General features: G+C 49.7%; 22 protein-coding genes and 1 tRNA gene. 11 read left to right on the plus strand and 12 right to left on the minus strand.

The window, feature by feature from the left end; translation table 11 throughout:
• Positions 1–30: 30 nt before the first annotated feature.
• Positions 31–405, minus strand: a complete 375-nt coding sequence (gene rsfS, locus IEX60_RS16750; protein ID WP_188752557.1) for a ribosome silencing factor — start codon at positions 403–405, stop codon at positions 31–33.
• Here rsfS and IEX60_RS16755 point away from each other — a divergent pair.
• From IEX60_RS16755 to pfkA, 4 genes are all read left to right on the plus strand, one after another.
• Positions 378–1,226, plus strand: coding sequence for a biotin--[acetyl-CoA-carboxylase] ligase (locus tag IEX60_RS16755; protein ID WP_229717612.1), 849 nt, complete (start codon positions 378–380; stop codon positions 1,224–1,226). The genes rsfS and IEX60_RS16755 overlap by 28 nt on opposite strands.
• 108 nt (positions 1,227–1,334) lie before the next feature.
• Positions 1,335–1,787 (plus strand): protein-disulfide reductase DsbD N-terminal domain-containing protein, encoded by a 453-nt coding sequence (locus tag IEX60_RS16760; protein ID WP_373285057.1) that lies wholly within the window; start codon positions 1,335–1,337, stop codon positions 1,785–1,787.
• 87 nt (positions 1,788–1,874) lie between these two features.
• Positions 1,875–3,584, plus strand: a complete 1,710-nt coding sequence (locus IEX60_RS16765; protein ID WP_188752559.1) for a protein-disulfide reductase DsbD family protein — start codon at positions 1,875–1,877, stop codon at positions 3,582–3,584.
• Between the two features lie 6 nt (positions 3,585–3,590).
• Positions 3,591–4,568 (plus strand): 6-phosphofructokinase, encoded by a 978-nt coding sequence (pfkA, locus tag IEX60_RS16770; RefSeq protein ID WP_188752560.1) that lies wholly within the window; start codon positions 3,591–3,593, stop codon positions 4,566–4,568.
• Between the two features lie 35 nt (positions 4,569–4,603).
• On the opposite strand, the gene IEX60_RS16775 is transcribed toward pfkA, so the two are convergent.
• From IEX60_RS16775 to IEX60_RS16795, 5 genes are all read right to left on the minus strand, one after another.
• Complete coding sequence (locus tag IEX60_RS16775) at positions 4,604–5,734, minus strand: TlpA disulfide reductase family protein (RefSeq protein WP_188752561.1); 1,131 nt, start codon at positions 5,732–5,734, stop codon at positions 4,604–4,606.
• 62 nt (positions 5,735–5,796) lie between these two features.
• Positions 5,797–7,143, minus strand: a complete 1,347-nt coding sequence (locus IEX60_RS16780; protein ID WP_188752562.1) for a DUF58 domain-containing protein — start codon at positions 7,141–7,143, stop codon at positions 5,797–5,799.
• 51 nt (positions 7,144–7,194) lie between these two features.
• Positions 7,195–7,977, minus strand: a complete 783-nt coding sequence (locus tag IEX60_RS16785) for a TPM domain-containing protein (protein ID WP_188752563.1) — start codon at positions 7,975–7,977, stop codon at positions 7,195–7,197.
• Complete coding sequence (locus tag IEX60_RS16790; RefSeq protein WP_188752564.1) at positions 7,964–8,401, minus strand: TPM domain-containing protein; 438 nt, start codon at positions 8,399–8,401, stop codon at positions 7,964–7,966. The genes IEX60_RS16785 and IEX60_RS16790 overlap by 14 nt, the downstream gene beginning before the upstream one ends.
• A gap of 6 nt (positions 8,402–8,407) precedes the next feature.
• Positions 8,408–8,989, minus strand: a complete 582-nt coding sequence (locus tag IEX60_RS16795; protein WP_188752565.1) for a LemA family protein — start codon at positions 8,987–8,989, stop codon at positions 8,408–8,410.
• Positions 8,990–9,088: 99 nt separating this feature from the next.
• On the opposite strand from IEX60_RS16795, the gene IEX60_RS16800 reads away from it, so the two are divergent.
• Both IEX60_RS16800 and IEX60_RS16805 read left to right on the plus strand, forming a co-directional pair.
• Complete coding sequence (locus IEX60_RS16800; RefSeq protein WP_188752566.1) at positions 9,089–10,630, plus strand: NAD(P)/FAD-dependent oxidoreductase; 1,542 nt, start codon at positions 9,089–9,091, stop codon at positions 10,628–10,630.
• Between the two features lie 59 nt (positions 10,631–10,689).
• A tRNA-Gly gene (locus IEX60_RS16805) sits at positions 10,690–10,762 on the plus strand.
• Positions 10,763–10,843: 81 nt separating this feature from the next.
• On the opposite strand, the gene IEX60_RS16810 is transcribed toward IEX60_RS16805, so the two are convergent.
• The gene (locus tag IEX60_RS16810) at positions 10,844–11,299 is read right to left on the minus strand and encodes a hypothetical protein (protein ID WP_188752567.1); all 456 of its coding nucleotides are present in this window, start codon (positions 11,297–11,299) and stop codon (positions 10,844–10,846) included.
• Between the two features lie 210 nt (positions 11,300–11,509).
• Here IEX60_RS16810 and IEX60_RS16815 point away from each other — a divergent pair, with 210 nt between their 5' ends.
• From IEX60_RS16815 to IEX60_RS16825, 3 genes are read left to right on the plus strand one after another with little or no spacing between them, the layout of a single operon-like run.
• Positions 11,510–11,689 carry a hypothetical protein gene (locus tag IEX60_RS16815; RefSeq protein ID WP_188752568.1) on the plus strand — a complete coding sequence of 60 codons (180 nt, stop codon included), beginning with the start codon at positions 11,510–11,512 and terminating at the stop codon, positions 11,687–11,689.
• Positions 11,679–12,134, plus strand: a complete 456-nt coding sequence (locus tag IEX60_RS16820) for a response regulator (RefSeq protein ID WP_188752569.1) — start codon at positions 11,679–11,681, stop codon at positions 12,132–12,134. Before IEX60_RS16815 ends, IEX60_RS16820 begins: the two co-directional genes overlap by 11 nt.
• Complete coding sequence (locus IEX60_RS16825) at positions 12,086–15,271, plus strand: lantibiotic dehydratase (RefSeq protein WP_188752570.1); 3,186 nt, start codon at positions 12,086–12,088, stop codon at positions 15,269–15,271. Before IEX60_RS16820 ends, IEX60_RS16825 begins: the two co-directional genes overlap by 49 nt.
• An 8-nt stretch (positions 15,272–15,279) precedes the next feature.
• On the opposite strand, the gene IEX60_RS16830 is transcribed toward IEX60_RS16825, so the two are convergent.
• Together IEX60_RS16830 and IEX60_RS16835 are read right to left on the minus strand one after the other, a co-directional pair.
• On the minus strand, positions 15,280–15,987 hold the full coding sequence (locus IEX60_RS16830) for a LytR/AlgR family response regulator transcription factor (RefSeq protein WP_188752571.1): 708 nt from the start codon (positions 15,985–15,987) through the stop codon (positions 15,280–15,282).
• Positions 15,984–17,081, minus strand: a complete 1,098-nt coding sequence (locus IEX60_RS16835; protein WP_188752572.1) for a sensor histidine kinase — start codon at positions 17,079–17,081, stop codon at positions 15,984–15,986. The genes IEX60_RS16830 and IEX60_RS16835 overlap by 4 nt, the downstream gene beginning before the upstream one ends.
• 298 nt (positions 17,082–17,379) lie before the next feature.
• Between IEX60_RS16835 and IEX60_RS16840 the strand changes: the two genes are divergently transcribed.
• Together IEX60_RS16840 and IEX60_RS25160 are read left to right on the plus strand one after the other, a co-directional pair.
• Positions 17,380–17,661, plus strand: coding sequence for a nucleotidyltransferase family protein (locus tag IEX60_RS16840; RefSeq protein ID WP_188752573.1), 282 nt, complete (start codon positions 17,380–17,382; stop codon positions 17,659–17,661).
• Positions 17,661–17,840 carry a HepT-like ribonuclease domain-containing protein gene (locus tag IEX60_RS25160; RefSeq protein ID WP_188752574.1) on the plus strand — a complete coding sequence of 60 codons (180 nt, stop codon included), beginning with the start codon at positions 17,661–17,663 and terminating at the stop codon, positions 17,838–17,840. Before IEX60_RS16840 ends, IEX60_RS25160 begins: the two co-directional genes overlap by 1 nt.
• A gap of 28 nt (positions 17,841–17,868) precedes the next feature.
• Here the strand turns inward: IEX60_RS25160 and IEX60_RS16850 are convergent, their stop codons facing one another.
• From IEX60_RS16850 to IEX60_RS16860, 3 genes are all read right to left on the minus strand, one after another.
• Positions 17,869–18,042, minus strand: a complete 174-nt coding sequence (locus tag IEX60_RS16850) for a hypothetical protein (RefSeq protein WP_188752668.1) — start codon at positions 18,040–18,042, stop codon at positions 17,869–17,871.
• Positions 18,032–18,259: a hypothetical protein gene (locus tag IEX60_RS16855; protein ID WP_188752575.1), complete on the minus strand. Its 228-nt coding sequence runs from the start codon at positions 18,257–18,259 to the stop codon at positions 18,032–18,034. Before IEX60_RS16855 ends, IEX60_RS16850 begins: the two co-directional genes overlap by 11 nt.
• 211 nt (positions 18,260–18,470) lie before the next feature.
• Complete coding sequence (locus IEX60_RS16860; protein WP_188752576.1) at positions 18,471–18,968, minus strand: DUF5675 family protein; 498 nt, start codon at positions 18,966–18,968, stop codon at positions 18,471–18,473.
• Between the last annotated feature and the right edge of the window lie 6 nt (positions 18,969–18,974).

Genomic DNA, 18,974 nt, shown 5'->3' on the forward strand with positions numbered 1-18,974 from the left:
TCTTCTTCTCTTTTGTTTAGTCTCTGTTAATTATGCACTTTGATAATACTCCAATTCCGCATCGCCCCAAAGGTCTTCTATGCCGTAAAATTTACGTTTGTCCGTTTTGAAAATGTGTACCACGACATCAACGAAATCGAGTAATATCCATTCTCCATGTTCAAGCCCTTCTTTACGCCAGGGCTCCTGGTTCAGTGCTTTAAACACTTCTTCTTCTACACTCTTTGCCAATGCATTGACCTGCGTAGTCGAGTCTGCATGGCAAATTACAAAATAATCCGAAACTGAGCTCCGGATGTGTCTCAAATCAAGCCGCACAATCTCATTCCCTTTCTTCTCCTGCATACCGTGAATGACAACCTCCGATAAGCGAGCTGATGTGGCTGATTTTTTGTTTTTTATCATTAAAAATAATTATAGTTTTGGGCACTATTACCCCTTTAACTTTATTCGTATTGCAAAGTAACACATTTCCGGGATTATTTGAAGGACAAAATGTTATTACATTACAGCGGACACCTTCCACAAACGAATACCTAAAGAATGAACTGTCAAAATCCACGCCACTTCGGGAAGGCACTGTAATAATGGCAGTTGACCAGTATGCTGGCAGGGGTCAAAAGGGAACGACGTGGCAAAGTGAACCGGGTAAAAACGTAACCTGCAGTCTGCTGCTTATGCCTTCCTTTCTCGACCCCAAACGTCAATTTGACCTTACGGCGGCCATTAGCCTCGCCATCGCCCAATGGCTGGAGTCACTGCTTCAACTATCTGTAAAGATCAAATGGCCGAATGACATGTATGTCGGCGACCGGAAAATCGGCGGCATCCTCATCGAAAACATCCTCAAAGGGAAAGTCTGGAAATCGGCCGTCATCGGAATCGGCATCAACGTGAATCAAACCGAGTTTCCTCCGGAGATCCAAGCGCACACCACTTCCGTCAAGCAAATTTTACACACCGATTGCGATCTCACCAAATTATTGACCGATCTTTGCCAGTACATCGAGCGGGTATACACGGCGCTGAAAAGAGGGGAAAACAACACGCTATTAACCCTTTATAAGCAACACCTGTACCGACTCGGTGAGTTGCATCCATTCCTTGTGGATGGCGTGCGCGTAGAGGGTATACTGAGCGGCGTGACGGAGACGGGAAGGCTACAGGTTGATTTCAACGGCCATACGGTCGATTTCGATATCAAAGAAATCGCCTTCGTCATTTGAGCGGAATTGCTTATCTTTGCAGCCCAGACACCTGATAAACTCATAGGATTAAACCTCGGTAAGCAAGTAAGGTCTTATTCCTATCATTAACACGTAACATTGTCGATTATGATGAAAAATTTTTTGCTGGCAGCCTTTATTTCGTTAATTGCGGCCACCGGTGTTTCGGCGCAGATTGTTAAGCCTGTCAAATGGCAGTTCGGTGCGAAGAAAATCAACAAAGACGAAGCGGTCATTTTCATGAAGGCCACCCTAGAAAATGGATGGCATATTTATTCACAACATGTGGACGAGGGAGGCCCCATCAAAACCAGCTTCACGTTTACGCCCTCTGGTGATTTTACCCTGGTGGGCAAAACCGCTGAACCGAAACCCAAGGTCAAACACGAAGAAGTCTTTAACATGGACGTAGGTTACTTCGACAAGGAAGTGGTATTTCAACAAAAGGTGAAGCTGAAAAAAGGGGAAACCACCGTCAAAGGTGCAGTCGAATACATGGCTTGCGATGCCAGCCAATGTTTGCCTCCCGATGAAATTCCGTTTGCCGTAGCCATAAAATAGTTCCGTCCGCAAAAAGAATCCATGAAAGGCAGGATACTGCCTTTTTTTATTACTATGTTTGCATCCCGTTTTAACGCATACGAATTCATGAGGCATCTGGTTCTTGCTTTGTCGTTCCTATTGGGTATGGTCTTCACGGCCCTATCTCAAGACACTGGACAGGATACGTTGCTCAATTTCGACGATGTGGTGTTTACCGATGGACAGGACACCTCGACCGAAGTCGGTGAAGACACACTGCTGGAAGTTCCCGAAGATCTCGAATTTACCGATGGACAAGACACCGCTGCGGTCGCCGCCGTTGACATTCCGGCAACCACAACCGATACGCCCCAATCCTTGTGGGGCATCTTTGTGGCCGGTTTTCTGGGTGGTTTTCTCGCCATTCTGATGCCGTGTATTTATCCGATGATTCCCCTCACCGTCAGCTTCTTCACCAAGCGGGCCGAAACCCGGGGCAAAGGCATACAGGGGGCGCTGTTATATGGACTTTCCATCATTGTGATTTACGTGGCACTCGGGTTGCTGGTTACCGTCATCTTCGGTGCCAGCGCCCTGAATGAGCTGGCCACCAATGGTATATTCAACCTGTTCATCTTTGCGGTATTGCTGGTCTTCGGCATTTCCTTTTTGGGTGCCTTTGAAATCACGCTGCCCAGTTCGTTTGTCAATACCGTCGATTCGAAGTCAGACACCAACGGACTGATCGGCATCTTTTTCATGGCGGCAACCCTGGCCGTTGTATCCTTTTCCTGCACGGGCCCGATCATCGGTAGCGTCATCGTGTTGGTGAACCAAACAGGCAACTACCTCGGCCCTGTCATCGGCATGTTTGGCTTTTCACTTGCGTTGGCACTGGTGTTTACCGTATTTGCGGTATTTCCCAATTGGCTCACCTCACTCCCCAAATCCGGTGGCTGGCTTAATTCGGTGAAGGTTGTACTGGGTTTTCTGGAAATTGCGCTGGCGCTCAAATTCCTGTCTACCGCAGACCTCGTGTACCATTGGCGGATCCTGGACCGCGAGGTATTCCTCGTGCTGTGGATTGTCATTTCCGCCTTGGTCGGATTTTACCTGCTGGGCAAAATTAAGCTGTCGCACGATTCGGACTTGCCCTATATATCGCTTACACGGCTTTTCCTGGCAGGAGGGTTTTTTGCCTTTGCGTTGTACATGGTGCCCGGTTTGTGGGGGGCACCCCTTAAAGTCATCAGCGGCTTGATTCCTCCCATGCATACCCAGGATTTCCGTGTGGCTACGTTTGACCAACGTCCTGTGGCGGCGGGTGCAGGTACAGCGACGGGGATGCCGGCTGTAAAGAAATATGCCGATATCCCTCTCCATGTTCCCAACGACATCGACGGCTTTCTCGATTACGACGAAGCCCTGAAATATGCCAAGCAAGTAAACAAACCGCTTTTTCTGGACTTCACCGGACACGGCTGCGTCAATTGCCGGGAGATGGAAAACAATGTATGGGTAGACCCGCCGATAGATAACCTGCTTCGCAATGAATACATTGTCGTATCGCTGTACACCGACGAGCGGCACAAACTGCCCGAGGCAGAGCAGTTTTATTCGCCCGTACTCGAACGGCAGGTCAATACCGTTGGCAAAAAATTCATGCACCTGCAAGCATCGCGCTTCAATTCCATTTCACAGCCCTATTACGTACTGTATTCACCGGATGAAGAGCTGTTGGTATCGCCACCAATCGGTGCCGAATTCAACAAACAGAAATTTCTTGCCTATTTGGAACAAGGATTAAAGACATTTAACGAAAAGCAAGCACAATAATCTACAATGAGTACTATCAAAAACATCGCTGTATTTACATCCGGTGGAGACGCACCCGGCATGAATGCGGCCATACGCGCCGTAGTCCGCACGGGATTGTATTACAACCTGAACGTATTCGGGATCGGCCGGGGTTATGACGGCCTGGTGCATGACGACCTATTCGCCATGGATGCCAAGTCTGTCGCCAACATCATCCAACGTGGCGGAACCATCCTCAAGACCGCCCGCAGTGAAGAATTCCGCACGGTAGAAGGCCGCCGCCGGGCATTTGAAAACCTGCAAAAAAGAGGTATAGACGGACTGGTTGCCATTGGCGGGGATGGCACCTTTACCGGAGCATCAAAATTCATCGAAGAATACAACATTCCCATTATCGGCCTTCCGGGTACCATTGACAACGACCTTGCCGGCACCGATTTCACAATCGGCTACGATACGGCCATTAACACCGTGATCGAAGCGGTCGACAAAATCCGCGATACCGCCGAATCACACGACCGCGTATTTGTAGTAGAAGTGATGGGACGTGATTCGGGGCTTATCGCCCTGCGATCGGGCATCAGTGTGGGAGCCGAATGCGTGCTCATCCCTGAAATCAAAGTGGATTATCAAGCCATGATGGACCGCTTGGACCGTACCCGCAAGAACAAGGCATCGCGGGTGATCATCGTAGCGGAAGGCGACGATGCCGGTGGCGCCTTTGTAGTGGCCGAACGCATCAAAGAGCGGTTTCCACACTATGACCTGCGGGTGTCTATCTTAGGCCACATCCAGCGGGGAGGCAGCCCCACCTGTATGGACCGCGTATTGGCCAGCCGGTTGGGTGTAGCAGCGGTAGAAGCGCTAATGGAAGGCCGCAAAGGCGAAATGGCCGGATTGATTCACGGACAGGTTGCTTTCACACCGTTTGAAAAGGCCATCAAGCACATTGGAGCCGTCAATGACAATTTGCTTCGCATCGTGGATATCCTTTCGTCGTAAAAACATGCGGGTCTCGCATACGAGTTGCTGGATGATTAATCCAGCAACTCCGCTAAGGTATCGTGCAATTCCTGTCCACGCAGGTTTTTGGCAATGATGCGCCCTTCGGGGTCAAGGAGGAAATTGGCCGGAATACCCTGAATAGCGTATTGATCTACCACACCCGATTGCCACCATTTCAGTTCCGACACATGTGGCCAATCCTGCAAGCCATCGTCGTGGATGGCTTTTATCCATGCATCTTTTGCCCCCGGCCGGTCAAGCGATACGCCAAAGACGGTAAAATTCTTATCCTTAAATGCCTGATACGCCGCCACGACATTGGGATTTTCCTGACGGCAGGGCCCGCACCAGCTTGCCCAAAAATCGATCAGCACATACTTTCCCCTCAGGGATGACAAGGCGATGGGATTGCCCGATGTATCGGGTTGACTGAATTCCGGAGCTACTGCACCGATATCCACCCGCTTGATACTTTCAAGCTGTTCGTTAATCGCTTTCCCCTTTTCAGAGCTTTTCAGCGTAGCGGACAGCCCGTTGAAGGCGGGCTCGATTACCTCCTGCGCGGGCTCTGAACCCACGTATGGGTGCAACAGATCCAGACTGACCACACTGGCGGGATGATCCTTGATATACTGGAAATCGATGGCTTTTTGTTCTTCCTGAAGCGACATGGCTTCGGACTGGAGTTCCTGCATAAAAGCAGGGTCCTGCTTCTGCTCATCCGGGGCCGCAACATAACGGCCCATCAGCACACGCATCTTGTCCTGCACGGGAGCCAGGCGTTCGTGGTACACGGCAAAATCTTTGTTGACCGCACCGCCATCTATCGATGCTTTTGACAGGGAGTCGGCTGCAGTGATCTTAATGGCGCCTTTTTCCAAATAAATAGCCACACGGTCCGGATCCTGCATCTGCCGGATGTCACCTCCCTCATGGGCAAGCAGCACCAGCGCCTGCGAAGGTTCCGTGATACTACCGTGAAACTTGAATGCCCCGTCCGTCACATCGGCTGAGTCTAAGGTAGGTCCTGCTTCCGTACGATAGCTTAAATACGCCTTCGCAGGCGCATTTAAATTACCCACTTTTGCGGTTATCGTGAAGTCATCTTGTGCGATTGCCATCAGGGGCAATGCTGCCATTGCCGTCAAAATGATTTTATTCATGCTATATTTTTTGCTGTATGCGGTAGTGCATCCTGCAAAGATGCGAATTTTTATGCAAACGATCACAAATACTGCCGGGCTTTGATGGCTAAGTACTTGTTAATTGTATGAACCGTCAGGTCTTCCGGAGGTGTCAGAACAGCTTGTATGCCATGGAGATTCAACTCACGGACAATCTGCTTTTTCTCATAGGCAAATTTGGAAGCAATGGTATGTAAATAGATTTCTTCGACATCCGCAGCGGGTTTATTCGTCAGCCTTGTCAGTTCGGTATTTTCGAAGAAAACCACAACCAATGCATGGAATTTGGCAATTCGCTTCAGGATCGGAAGCTGCCGTTTCATACCCGACATACTTTCGAAATTGGTAAAGAAGACCAGTAAACTCCGTTGCTTGGCGGTCTGCCGGATGGTTGTATACAGCAGTTCCATATTCGTTTCCAAATAACGTGTTTTTTCCTTATAAAGGACTTCCATGATCCGGCCAAGCTGCCCCGCCTTCCGGTCTGCCGGTATCACCGCTCCTTTCCGGTCGGAAATCGTAATTAACCCTGCCTTATCTTCTTTCAGCATCACCACCTTGGAAAGCGCCAGACTGGCGTTGATGGCATAATCGAGGAGGCTGAGCGCGTGAAAGGGCATGCGCATGGCGCGGGATTTATCCAGCACGCAATAGATGGACTGCGAACGTTCGTCGGTATAGGCATTCACCATCAACTGACCCTGCCGGGCCGTCGCCTTCCAGTTGAGCGTACGGTAATCATCCCCCGGAACATACTGTTTAATCTGATCAAACTCCATGCTGTGTCCGACACGGCGTATCCGCTTGCTGCCGTAATCGCTGACCCGCTGCGATACAGCCATCAGCTCGTATTTGCGGAGCTGGGTGAATGACGGGTAAACCGGTACTATTTCGGGGTTACCTGCGGTAAACCGCCGCTCGATGAGGGTAAGGGGCGACTTTACATATAACCGGATCCTGCCGAACGCATATTCGCCCCGTTTAACCGGCCGGAGCTGATAGGCAAGGATCTTGCTCCCGCCAATCGGCAACCGGGTCTGAAACCCGATATCCCTCCGCTGGAACTGGACGGGTACCTCATCGATGATCCCTACCTGAACCGGGAAGCGGTAGCGGCTTTCTATATAAATGCTGATTTCGTTGTCGTCGCCGTTGCTCAGCCGCTCAGGGGTACGCCGATGGGCGTATATCCCTTCACGCTGGCGATAAAGAAGGAAAACATCAATGGCCAGCAGCAGTAGCAACGCATACAAACCGATGGTAGGGAGGAAATCGATGGCTGGAAAAAAGAACGCCAGCAGGTATAACACCGACACCGTGCCCAACGCGGCAAACAGGCGCCCCGTGAGGAACAGATTCACATAAAAATTTTGGAAAAACCGTTTCACTGGCTAGCTACATTTTCACAAAAGATCACGAAGACTTTTCGGTTTTTCCGTCTACCACCTACCGCTGGCACCGCCGCCGCCGAAACCACCCCCACCGAAGCCACCAAAGCCGCCTCCACCACCAAAGCCACCGCCGCCGAAGCCGCCACCACCACCGTGGCCACCACGGCCCATACCGCTCAACAGTGTCCACCACAGCAGGTCAGAGGCCCCACGGCTACCCATTACACGACCGCCACCGCGACCACCGCCACGTCCAACTATCGCGATGATGACCACGATAATAATCACAAGCAGGAAAAGTCCGCCCACAGCGCCGCCGCCATCCTCTTTCTTGGGAGGAGCCTGGTACTCACCCTTGGTATACGCAATAAGCGCGTCGGTTGCCCGGTCAATGCCTGTAAAATAATCACCCTGACGGAAAGCAGGTTTTATCTCATTTTCGATGATGCGGTAGGCAATCGCATCGGGCACAGCACCTTCCACGCCATACCCTGTCTGGATGGTCACGGCCCGGTCTCCCAAAGCAACCAGCAACAAAATCCCGTTATTATGTTCTTTTCCGCCTATGCCCCAACGCTGGGCCAACCGTACACCATAGTCTGCAATATCGTATTGACCCGTTGACTGCATGATGACAACCGCAATCTGCGTGGATGTGCTGTCATCAAAAGCAACCAGCTTACGTTCCAGCTGCTGTACCTGAGCTGCCGACAGCGTCTGCGTGTAGTCATTTACCAGTTTATTGGGGGTAGCGGGAAAGTCCTGAGCCCATACGGTACCCACGGTCAGCACCGCACAGACAATCGCCACGAAGAACTTATTCTTTCCCATCACCAAAGGCTATATCGTTAGGCAATTCATTGACATCATCCGCTTCGCGGGGAAAGAAGCGTTTCAGTTGTTCTCCCGCATGTGCGATCCCCGCAATAAGCCCCTGCACCAAATCGCCTGCCTTAAAGTGCTTCAGCATCAACTCCTTTGTTTCCTCCCAGAAATCAGCAGGCACCCGTGTGTGAATCCCTTTATCGCCCAGGATGGCAAACTGGTGATCTTCCGTGGCCAAATAAATCAACACACCATTGTGAAGAGCCGTTTTGTCCATACCCAGCCGTTCAAAATACACCATCGCCCGGTCCAATGGCTCCCCCTTACAATGGGGTTCCACGGCCAGTCGGATTTCGCCCGATGTACGTGCTTCGGCCTGTTGAATGGCGAAAACGATTTTTTCCTGCTGTTCGTCGGTGAATGCTTGCATATCCCCTTAAAACTGCACTTCAGGAGCCTGATTAGCGCCTGCTTCTGCGGTGAAATAGCCCTTTTGCTTAAACCCAAAAATACCCGCAGTCAGGTTATTCGGGAATCGCCGTACCGATGAGTTGTATTCCTGTGTGGCTTCATTGAATGCCCGGCGTTCGGTGCTGATCCGGTTTTCCGTACCTTCCAGCTGCGCCTGCAGTTCCAGGAAATTCTGGTTGGCCTTCAATTCGGGATAGCGCTCTACGGTGACCAACAGGCGGCCCAGTGATTGCGACAGGGCATCCTGCGACTGCTGGAATTGCTGAATCGCTTCGGGTGTCAGGTTGTCAGGGTCGACCGTAACCGACGAAGCCTTGGCCCGTGCTTCGATCACCTGGGTAAGGGTTTCCTGCTCAAAGTTGGCTGCGCCCTTCACTGTATTGACCAGATTGGGAATCAGATCGGCACGGCGTTGGTACGCATTTTCTACCTGTGCCCATTTACCCTTCACGTTTTCCTCCAGGTTAACGAGGGTGTTGTAACCGCAGGAGCTGAATGACAAGGCGGCGAATAAGCCTACCATTGCAACCAATAATCGTTTCTTCATGTTGACTGAATTTAAATTCATTATTGCCACTAATTTACTACTTTGATGGCAAAATTCATACCTTTGTTACACTTCGGGATAAAAACCCGACATCCTAGCATGCAGCGCGAAATCGAATTAGGCATTCTCCCGGAGAAAATCGCTGACGAAACCCATATCGTCCAACAAGGTGCAGCGCAGTTAAATATTGCTCCAGCACGCATCAAGGGCGTAAAAATACGCAAGCGTTCCATCGATGCACGGGGGAGACAGGTGGTTTTCCGTATCCGCGTTATCTTTTATATCGACGAAACTCCGACGCCCGAAATCCTGAATGTGCAATATGCCAATGTTGCAGACGCACCACACGTAGTTATTATCGGGGCAGGGCCAGCCGGATTGTTTGCCGCCCTTCGGTGCCTGGAAAGGGGGTTGCGGCCCGTCCTCGTAGAGCGGGGAAAGAATGTGCAGGAACGGCGGCGGGACCTGGCGGCATTAAACAAAGCAGGTATTGTAAACCCGGATTCCAACTACTGTTTCGGCGAAGGAGGGGCCGGCACCTATTCAGACGGCAAGCTGTATACGCGATCCAACAAACGGGGAGATGTACAACGGGTTCTGCAGATCCTCGTTGCACACGGTGCCACGGAAGATATCCTGGTAGATGCACGGCCCCACATCGGCACCAACAAGTTGCCGCATATCATCCAAGCAATACGCCACACCATCCTGGAATACGGCGGTGAAATCCATTTCAACAGCCGGGTGGTAACTATCACCGAAGCCTTTGGCCGGGCAACGGGGGTAACGTTGGCTTCGGGTGAACACATCGAAGCGAATCATATTATACTCGCCACCGGGCATTCGGCGCGCGATCTTTTTGAGCTCTTCCACCGCAAGCGCTGGCTTGCCGAACCCAAACCTTTTGCACTCGGTGTCCGCATTGAGCACCCCCAGGAAATCATCGACCAGGCACAGTACCATTGCGCCGTGCGGAGCGAACACCTGCCTCCGGCCTATTACAGCCTGGTAGAGCAAGTGGATGGCCGGGGTGTCTTTTCCTTTTGCATGTGCCCCGGTGGTGTGATAGCCCCCTGTGCGACAGACAAAGGAGAAGTGGTGGTCAACGGTTGGTCGCCCTCTAAGCGCAACAACCCCTATGCCAACTCCGGCACGGTGGTACAGGTCAATCTGGAAGATGTACCCCACGCGGCACGGTATCCGTTTGCCCTCCTGGATTTTCAGCATGAGGTGGAGGAAAGGGCATACGTAGTGGGTGGCGGCAACCTGGTAGCTCCGGCACAGCGGATGGTGGATTTTGTACAGGGAAAACTTTCTGACAGCTTGCCCGCCAATTCGTACAAGCCCGGAACCAAAAGTGCCCTGCTTTCCGAAGTGCTCCCTCCGTTCGTTCACGATGCCCTGCGAAAAGCCCTGCCCTTGTTTGGCAAGAAAATGAAAGGTTACTACACCAACGAAGCCATCTTGGTCGGGGTGGAATCACGCACCTCATCGCCCATCCGTATCCCGCGTGACAAGGACACCCTGCAGCATCCACAGATCAAGGGATTGTATCCCTGTGGTGAGGGTGCCGGCTATGCCGGAGGAATCGTGTCTGCCGCCATTGACGGCATGAACTGTGCGGATGCGATAACCGATTGAAAAAATAATTGGAAAATAACCTGCTGTTGCCTTACATTTGCTAACGGTAACAACGATCAGCGAAAGTAGCTCAGTTGGTAGAGCATCAGCTTCCCAAGCTGAGGGTCGCGAGTTCGAGCCTCGTCTTTCGCTCAGCTGATTAAGCATATTAGTCCCATTGCTAACCAAGCATTGGCCAAAGCCTGTGGTGAATACTTGATGATATGCAATAACTTAATTTAAGGAATATTGATAGAATCTCCCCTTCTTCTCGCCTTTGATCGCTCCTTGTTTGAGTAAAAAGGACAGCCGCACTTTCACGTTAGCTTCTAACCGTTCAAAATTACCGTTCGGTTCATACTTGGTCTTGATCTCATCCAGGATCTCATCCCGGTTCCCTTTTCCCAGGGTTTTAATCACAAACAGGATCCGCTTATCCACACTGTCGGAGACATTGTATTCCGACGGGACGTTAATTTTCAGCTGCCTGTTCATCTCACGTTCGGCTTTCCCGCTGTCAGTCCGGCTTTGTAACCGCTTTGATTTGTCCGCATCAAAACCCGGACCGACCGTCATATCGGTTTCTGACTTCAATCCGGCAATTGTGGTATCGATACTCCTTAATTCGGCTGCCAGTTTTTCCCTCCGTTCGGTCAGGAATTCTATCACGTCAAGTTCCGATATTTTCATATCAAGCATTTTTAAATGAGTTAATCACCTTCAAAATTAAACAACCAAAGTTAAGTTAGCAAATTATAAATATAGGAAAACAGCCGATGGTAAAAACAGTTCGTACGTACGAAACGGCGTTTCGTTATATTAAATCCCGCGTTCGCAAATTAAATTTTTAAATACACTCCCGACAATGCAATTTTCCATACTAATTAAAACAAACTAATTATGGAAAAGCCACTTGAAAACAACGTTGAGAATTACCTCCGAATCGAAAAGGAATTCATAGGTTCCGCGGATTACTTCCCAAGCAACTCCGCCTCATTCTGGGATTTGATAGATACCGTGAGCAGTATGACGGTCACCGGTACCACCACCTCGAACAAGACAACCACCGGTGCTTACTAAAAAAGCGAAACGTTTTCAAAGGCCACTTGACACGGCGGGCTTGACGCAAGGGCGTAGCGGAGCAAACGTGTTTGGTTGCATTTTGGTGGAAAATGAATATTTAGCCATCGAGATGATGCAGGAATACATCCATACCCATGAAAATCTCCTGTTGCTGGGGACAGCTCAAACGCTTGCTGAATTGAGGCACCTGACCATTAAACTCAAGCCGGAGATCATTTTTTTGGACCTGATTATCCCCTCCGGCGGATACAGGGATTTCGATTATGGCATGTTACCGGACCATGCAACCGTTGTCGTCGTTTCGGGTATTCCGCTGGCCTTGTATGACAAAAAGCACCTGCTTAAAAATCCGATCGAATTGCCCAAACCCGTATCCCACGAAAGTTTCAACAAATGCGTGGAACGGGTCATAAAAGAAAGGAAGAGGGAAGCATGCCGATAAAAGGGGAATCAGGCGATTATTTTGTTGTCCGTACACCGAGACTGCCGTTAAAGGCATTGAACGGAATTCACCGGACTGACCCCTCAACGGTTTCAACTTTTATCGGGGCACTAAGAACCCTCGACCCGCAGGTCGAGGATGCGCTGTTCCTTGCCAGTAGGATACTTCACGATGAAATCAAACACCATCTTGACAATAACCTGCAATTTCCTGAAAAACTCGCTGTTACCGCCTATAAATACCTGCTGCGGATGTCAAGCCGGGCGACCCCTTTTGGCTTGTTCTCTTCCATAGCCCATGGCACGGTCGAGCCGGCCCAAACCGATATCCGGTTGACCGGTAACATCGCCCCGCATACCCGCATCGACATGGAGTTGTTCGAATCCATGCGCGACACCCTCCTGTTGGACCAAGCATGTTATCCTTTTCTTACATTCTTTCCCAACAGCTCAATACATATACACGAAGACCACTACCGCTTTTTCATCTACCGCAATCGCGACGGCAGGCAGGAATGTCATTGGATCCGCGTGGCAAAAAACCCACTGATCGAGGCTATCCTGCAACGGGCACGGACCGGCGCCACCTTCGCCGCCCTGCTCGAAACTGCCGCCGCTTTTCACATCCCCCAAGAGCGGGGAAAGGATTTCATCATCCGGTTAACCTATGAGCAATTGCTGCACACAGACCTGGAGCCTACAATATCCGGAGATACCCAATTATCGGCCATTCAGTCCCTGCTTGGAAAAGTAACAGGGACCGGTAATGTGCCGTCAAAGTACTCCGGGTATTTGAAGCTCTGGAAGCTTTTGAGCCGGGTAAACAAGCAGAATGGCAGATTGGCAAGACTAGCTGCCCCGATGCCCGTTACCATCTTCCAGACCGATTCACTTACACACACGCATACCTGTAAACTCGGCAAAAGCCTTACGGACACGATTACACGTGAAATTGCCGAGCTGCATCCGCTTTACCAAAATCCGATTCCCAAACACCTATGTGAATTCCGCGACCGCTTTTCTGAGCGGTATGGAGAGCAGGAAGTACCGCTGCTTGAGGCCCTTGATCTGGACCGGGGAGTCGGTTACGGCAACCCTACGGCCCAATATTTTCACGAAAACCCCTTGCTTGACGGACTCAGCTTCGCTCACGCAGCAAATGCCCGAACCGGAGATGCTTCCGAAAAAATCTTTCGTAAATACCTGTCTACCGTTCCGGAACGTGGACAGCGCATTCTGAAATTGGAACCGGAGGATTTAGCCGGTCTGCAGCAAGGCGGGGGCATCCCGATTCTTCCCGATCAGGGATGCTATGCCCTAGGAAACCTACTGACTACAAATCCCGGCAAACAACCCGATCCCCAAAACTTCCGCTTTCACCTGCTGGCCTGTGGGGGACCGTCGTCTATTCCGTTGATGACCCGGTTTGCACACCTCGATAGCCGTTTGCTGGAAAGCCTGAAAGATAGTGCCGCAGCCGAACAACAACTCTATCCCGATGAAGTTATCGCCGAAATCGTGCATATGCCGGGTAAACGGATCGGCAACATTCTGCTACGCCCGTCATTGCATCCCTATGAAATACCCGTGCTGGGACGGAGCACCTTACCCATGGAATACCAGATCGGCCTATCGGACATCCTGGTGTCGGTCACAGCCGGTGAAGTGGTATTGCGTTCGAAACGGCTTGACAAAATCATCAGGCCAAGGCTGAGCTCCGCACACAATTACCAGTCTGGCATGAACGTGTACCGTTTCCTTTGCGACGTTCAGGAACAGCATGCATACCGGCTGTTCTGGGATTGGGGCGATTCGCCCAGATACCACACATTCCTCCCCAGGGTGTGCTACAAACACCTGATCCTGCACAGGGCACAATGGAACATTCCGTCACATGTTTACAGGGAGATAAAGAATCTTGCCAAAAATCGGGCTATAGACACTGTCCGGCATCGTTACGGGATACCCGAGGACGTTGTTCTTGCCGATGGTGACAATGAAATTCCGCTGAAGCTTACCAACGGGCTATCGGAACGTATCTTTCTCCACGCATTGAAGGCAGGGAATGTGCGGCTTTATGAGCCATTGTATCCCGAATTTTTTTCACCGGTGGTTGATGAACGGGGAAGATCTTACCACAACGAAATCATCATTCCTTTCTTTCTGCGCGGGAATTCTTCCCTGGCCCGAAAGCGGAAGATACATTGCAATTCTTCCGTACAACGTGTTTTCCCACCAGGCAGTGAGTGGGTTTACCTGAAACTGTATTGCGGTCAAAAGGAAACTGACCGGATTATTGCCAATCACCTTTCCCCCTTTCTGGCCGGTATTGCCAAAGAAATCCCGCTGAAAAAATGGTATTTCATCCGTTACCGGGATACGGACCATCACCTGCGGGTGCGGTTTCATCTTGAAGATGCCGGCAATGCTCCGAAACTGATGACCTTATTAAACAACAAGTTCGGAAAATTGATCGAAAGCAGAACCGTCCATAGCATCCAGTATGACACCTATATCCGGGAGGTAGAACGGTACGGAGGTAAAAGTATCGAACTCTGCGAAGCGATTTTCCATCAACACAGCGAATTTGTGCTGCGGATTGCTCCGATGTTCCTTAAACCGGAAATGGGACAAGGAAGATGGATGCTTGCGATGAAAGGGGTGGATCAGCTGCTGGACGCATTCGCAATTTCCAACCCGGGAAAACTCGATTTGGTATCCGCCTGGCGTTCGGCCATGCTTACGGAATACGCCAAACCGGACGAACTCAAACGGAAACTTGACGTCCGTTACCGTGAGGTGAAAAGTAATCTTACGGACTATATGGAAAGGGGAGGGATCTATCCACCGGTTCATGGAGACCTGCGGAGCTCGATCGTATCCTTTGCCAATGGTATAAAACTTGCCTTTGGCAAAGACTGGTCAATATCGGGCCGCAATGAAACGACCAATCTGTTGTTCAGTTTGTCCCATATGAACCTAAACAGAATGTTCTACAGCAACCAACGGGAGAATGAGCTCGTTGTCTATCATTTGCTTGCCAAATATTACCTGACGGTTTCCAAGAAATACGAGCGCTTTTTGGATCAGAAAACACCCTCCGTTCTTCCAGAACCGAGGGTAGCAGCTTTCCGATAAGCGTCCGGTTACCCGATACCCAGCTTTTGGAAGACAGCTTCTTTAAACGATGATCCCAAAGGAATATTACCTATGCTTCCCTGCATGATGATCTCCCGGGGTGTCAACTTCTCAACATAATCCAGGTTGACAATGTACGACCTATGTACGCGCATGAATCTATCCGGAGGCAGCTTTTCCAGCATATTGGTCAGAGATTCCTGCACGATGTGTGTTTTATTCAGGGTTTCTATCTCGACATATACCCGGTCTGCTTTGATAAAAAATATGTCGTCATGTTTTACGATCAGGTTGCTATATCCCGATTTCACTGTGATAAAGCTTTTCGTCTCTTGAATACCGGCTTTTCCAAGCTGCAACCGTGCTTTGTCGACAGCTTTCAGGAACCTTGGGTAATCGTAGGGTTTAACCAAATAATCTGCTACATTGTATTCGAAGCTTTCCACGGCATATTCATGGGATGCGGTCACAAAGATAAATAACGGCGGACTGGCCAGACTCTTCAGTAATTCCATCCCCGAAATCCCAGGCATCAGGATATCGGAAAAAACGAGCTGTATTCCCTTTCCCTGCCCGATGTGGTTAAAAGCGGACATGGCATCCTTGAAAACTCCCTCAAGCCTGAGAATCGGTGTTCTATGGATATGCCCTACGATGTCGGCTCTCGGCAATGGGTCATCTTCGACAACGATGCAACTAATTGTGCTTTGGTTCATTTCAGATCGATTTTGAGTTTGACGTGGTAACTCCCGTTTTCCCTCCACGTGGTTATTTCATGTTTTTCTGGATAATAGTATTTGAGACGCTTAGTAGCGTTTTCAAGCCCCACACCACCGAAAATTCGCCCTCCGTTTTCGTCGGGTTCCGGTATAATTGCAGCGTTCAAGATTTCCATATGAAAGACATTGTTTTCCATCCAGGCCTTGATTTGAATCCAGTTATTATCCGGGTGCACTTCCGGCCCGTGCTTGAATGCGTTTTCCACAAATGGGACTAGGATAAGCGGGGCGATTTTATAGGGCTTGTCCACGTTTTCGACATCGTAGTCTATTTTGATGGCATCACCGTATTTGAGCCGGTTCAATTGCACATAGTCTGACAGGAAAGCCGTTTCCCGGGAAAGGGCGATCCGATTACTGTCGGATTCGTATAAAATGTACCGCATCAAACCGGAGAGCTTTAAAATCATTTCGGGTGTTTCCTGGTCGAACCGCTTGGCCATGATGTAGATATTATTCAGCGTGTTGAACAGGAAATGCGGCGTGATCTGAGACTTGAGGAATTTCACTTCCAGTGAGAGGTTCGCATTTTCCAATAGCGCATTTTTGTATCCGCTTTCCATCAGTGACTTCATCAGTTTGGGCCCGATTGGCAGGTAAACCATAAAGATGAAATCGAAAACAAAAACATCCAAATTAGGCAACCTGAACATTCCCGCGATGCCATTTTCTGTCACGAACTCCAGGTAATACCGCCACCGCTCGTCCGGGTTGGGGTACAGTTGCAGACTCAATTTACAGGTAAAATAATTTACAGTGGCCCACCAGGCATAGGCGAAGACGGTCCAAATCGGAATGATGTAGTATTTTCCTCCGAGAATCCCTTTGTTGACAAGAAAAGGTACGGTAAAGTAGAATAAGGGAAAGACAATGACCCAGTCCTTGACCGTAAAAAGCCATGTGTCTGGTCCGGCTAGCCGATTGTAGTTCAGGTAGTAGAACAGCGAGAAAAAAAACCAAAATACGATATGACAGATGATCCGGACTTTTCTGTCGTACCATTTGAACCAATTAAAGGTCAATTTTTTCATGCGATGCAAGAAATATGAAATACAATATTAGCAAGGCACATAACCCGATCGGATTAAGTCAAATAATACGGATTTCAATTTCTCACAATTATAACAAAACAAATCAAAAAAACCATTCTTTGGTGGGCTCGTTGTGTTGTTACAGATTAACGGAAGTTCGTAAAGTTTTCTGTGGTTGGCGGTCAGCTTACCGCAAGGTTTACCACCGGACAAGGTCGTGTCCGCCGTTGGCTACTAATTTGCCGTGTATGCTGGTAAAAACTTTGAATGATCCGATGAAATTCATATTTTTGAACCAATGATTGATTCAAGAAAACAACAGATCATCAAAGAAATCACCGCGAAATTCAATCCATCGCTGGTTGGTGTGTTCGGTTCTTATGCCCGAGGGCAGCAAGGGATTCGGAGCGATCTTGATATATTGATTGATTTCAATCACCGAGTCAACCTATTAGATCTTATTGGTCTTGAAAACGAATTATCCAAGAAACTAGGCATTAGAGTGGATTTGGTAACTGCTAGTTCGTTGCATCAACGTTTACGACCTATTATTGAGCGAGACTTGATCCGTATTACCTAATGGAAAAATTATCCTCCATTTATCTTCATCATATTTTGGAGTGTATTTCACGAATCCGAGCGTATACCAAAGACATCGATGAACAAGCATTTTTAAAAGATTTCCTCCTTCAGGATGCTGTAATTAGAAACTTCGAAGTACTAAAGGCCAACTTAAAAAGAGGATGCCTGACCTTTTAGACATCCCCCTGATTTTGCCGGGCCACCTTCATCCCCGCTTTTGCAGCCACCGCTGCAGCAACCAGCTTACCACAAAGCTCACCACCGCGCCGATGGCAGCCAACACTACGGTCTTGGCAATGTCATACACACCAAGGAAGGCCAAGGCACTGAGCAGTGTACCACTGCCCGTACCGATGCCGATTTGTTGGCTATTTTTCATCGGATTTGCCCTCCTCCTTTTTTGAAGTACCTTCCAGCGCTTCGGCCAGGGTTAGCGCAAGCGCTACGTATTTGGCCACAGCCACTACCCGGGGTGGTAATTTGAGGGGCGAAGCGATGATTAATTGGCTGGCCACGGCAAGCCCTTCTTTGATCCGATCGTATAAGGCCGGTTTTCCCGCTACGGGTAGTCCGACCGTATTTTCTTGCTGTTTCATTTGTTCGATTTTCGTAATAGATTTATTTAAAGATATTTATAGAACTTAGTAAGCCCAACGAAACTGTAACGCTCGCTACGCTCACGCCACTAGGTTTCTTATGGGCTTACTAAGTTGCCTGGGGGAGCAATAAATCCCAGTTCCAGGGTGGATCACTGAATTTAAAACTGCACCTTCCCCCTCGGGTTTTTATGCCCTTTGCAAACACGGCCTAGGATGTGGAAGCGAAGCGCCCCGGATCCCGTCGTGGAGCAAAGGGCTGAAACCCATTCTCCACCACCACCCTATCATTCCCTTTTTCAATCTGTTCCACCAGGAGTGGGTACACATAGCGGTATGCCGCCGCCGAGTGCATCACCTGATAATCACCATCCAGCCGCTGCCAATACGAACCGGTGAGCGGGCAGCCCGCGGTCTGCGTATGGTAATTGCCAATGTGGATGAATACCAGCCGGTAATTGGGTATTTCGGTTATTTCAATCATTCCCCGGTGCATATGCGGATACTTAACCCCATAGCGGGCGTTCATGCCCGCACCGTGATTGAGCGAGAGCCCATACTCCCCTTCGGGAATGCAGGTGAGGCCCTGAACCTTCTCTACACGGATGCTGTCTTCCAGCAGGTAGCAGGCGAAGAGCCTGTTGATATAGAGGTGGCTGAGGGTACTGTTCTTTCCCTGCGCCACGCGGGTGATTGTTATTCTATCCATTTTTAA

The sequence above is a fragment of the Parapedobacter defluvii genome, assembly GCF_014642075.1.
GTDB lineage: Bacteria > Bacteroidota > Bacteroidia > Sphingobacteriales > Sphingobacteriaceae > Parapedobacter > Parapedobacter defluvii.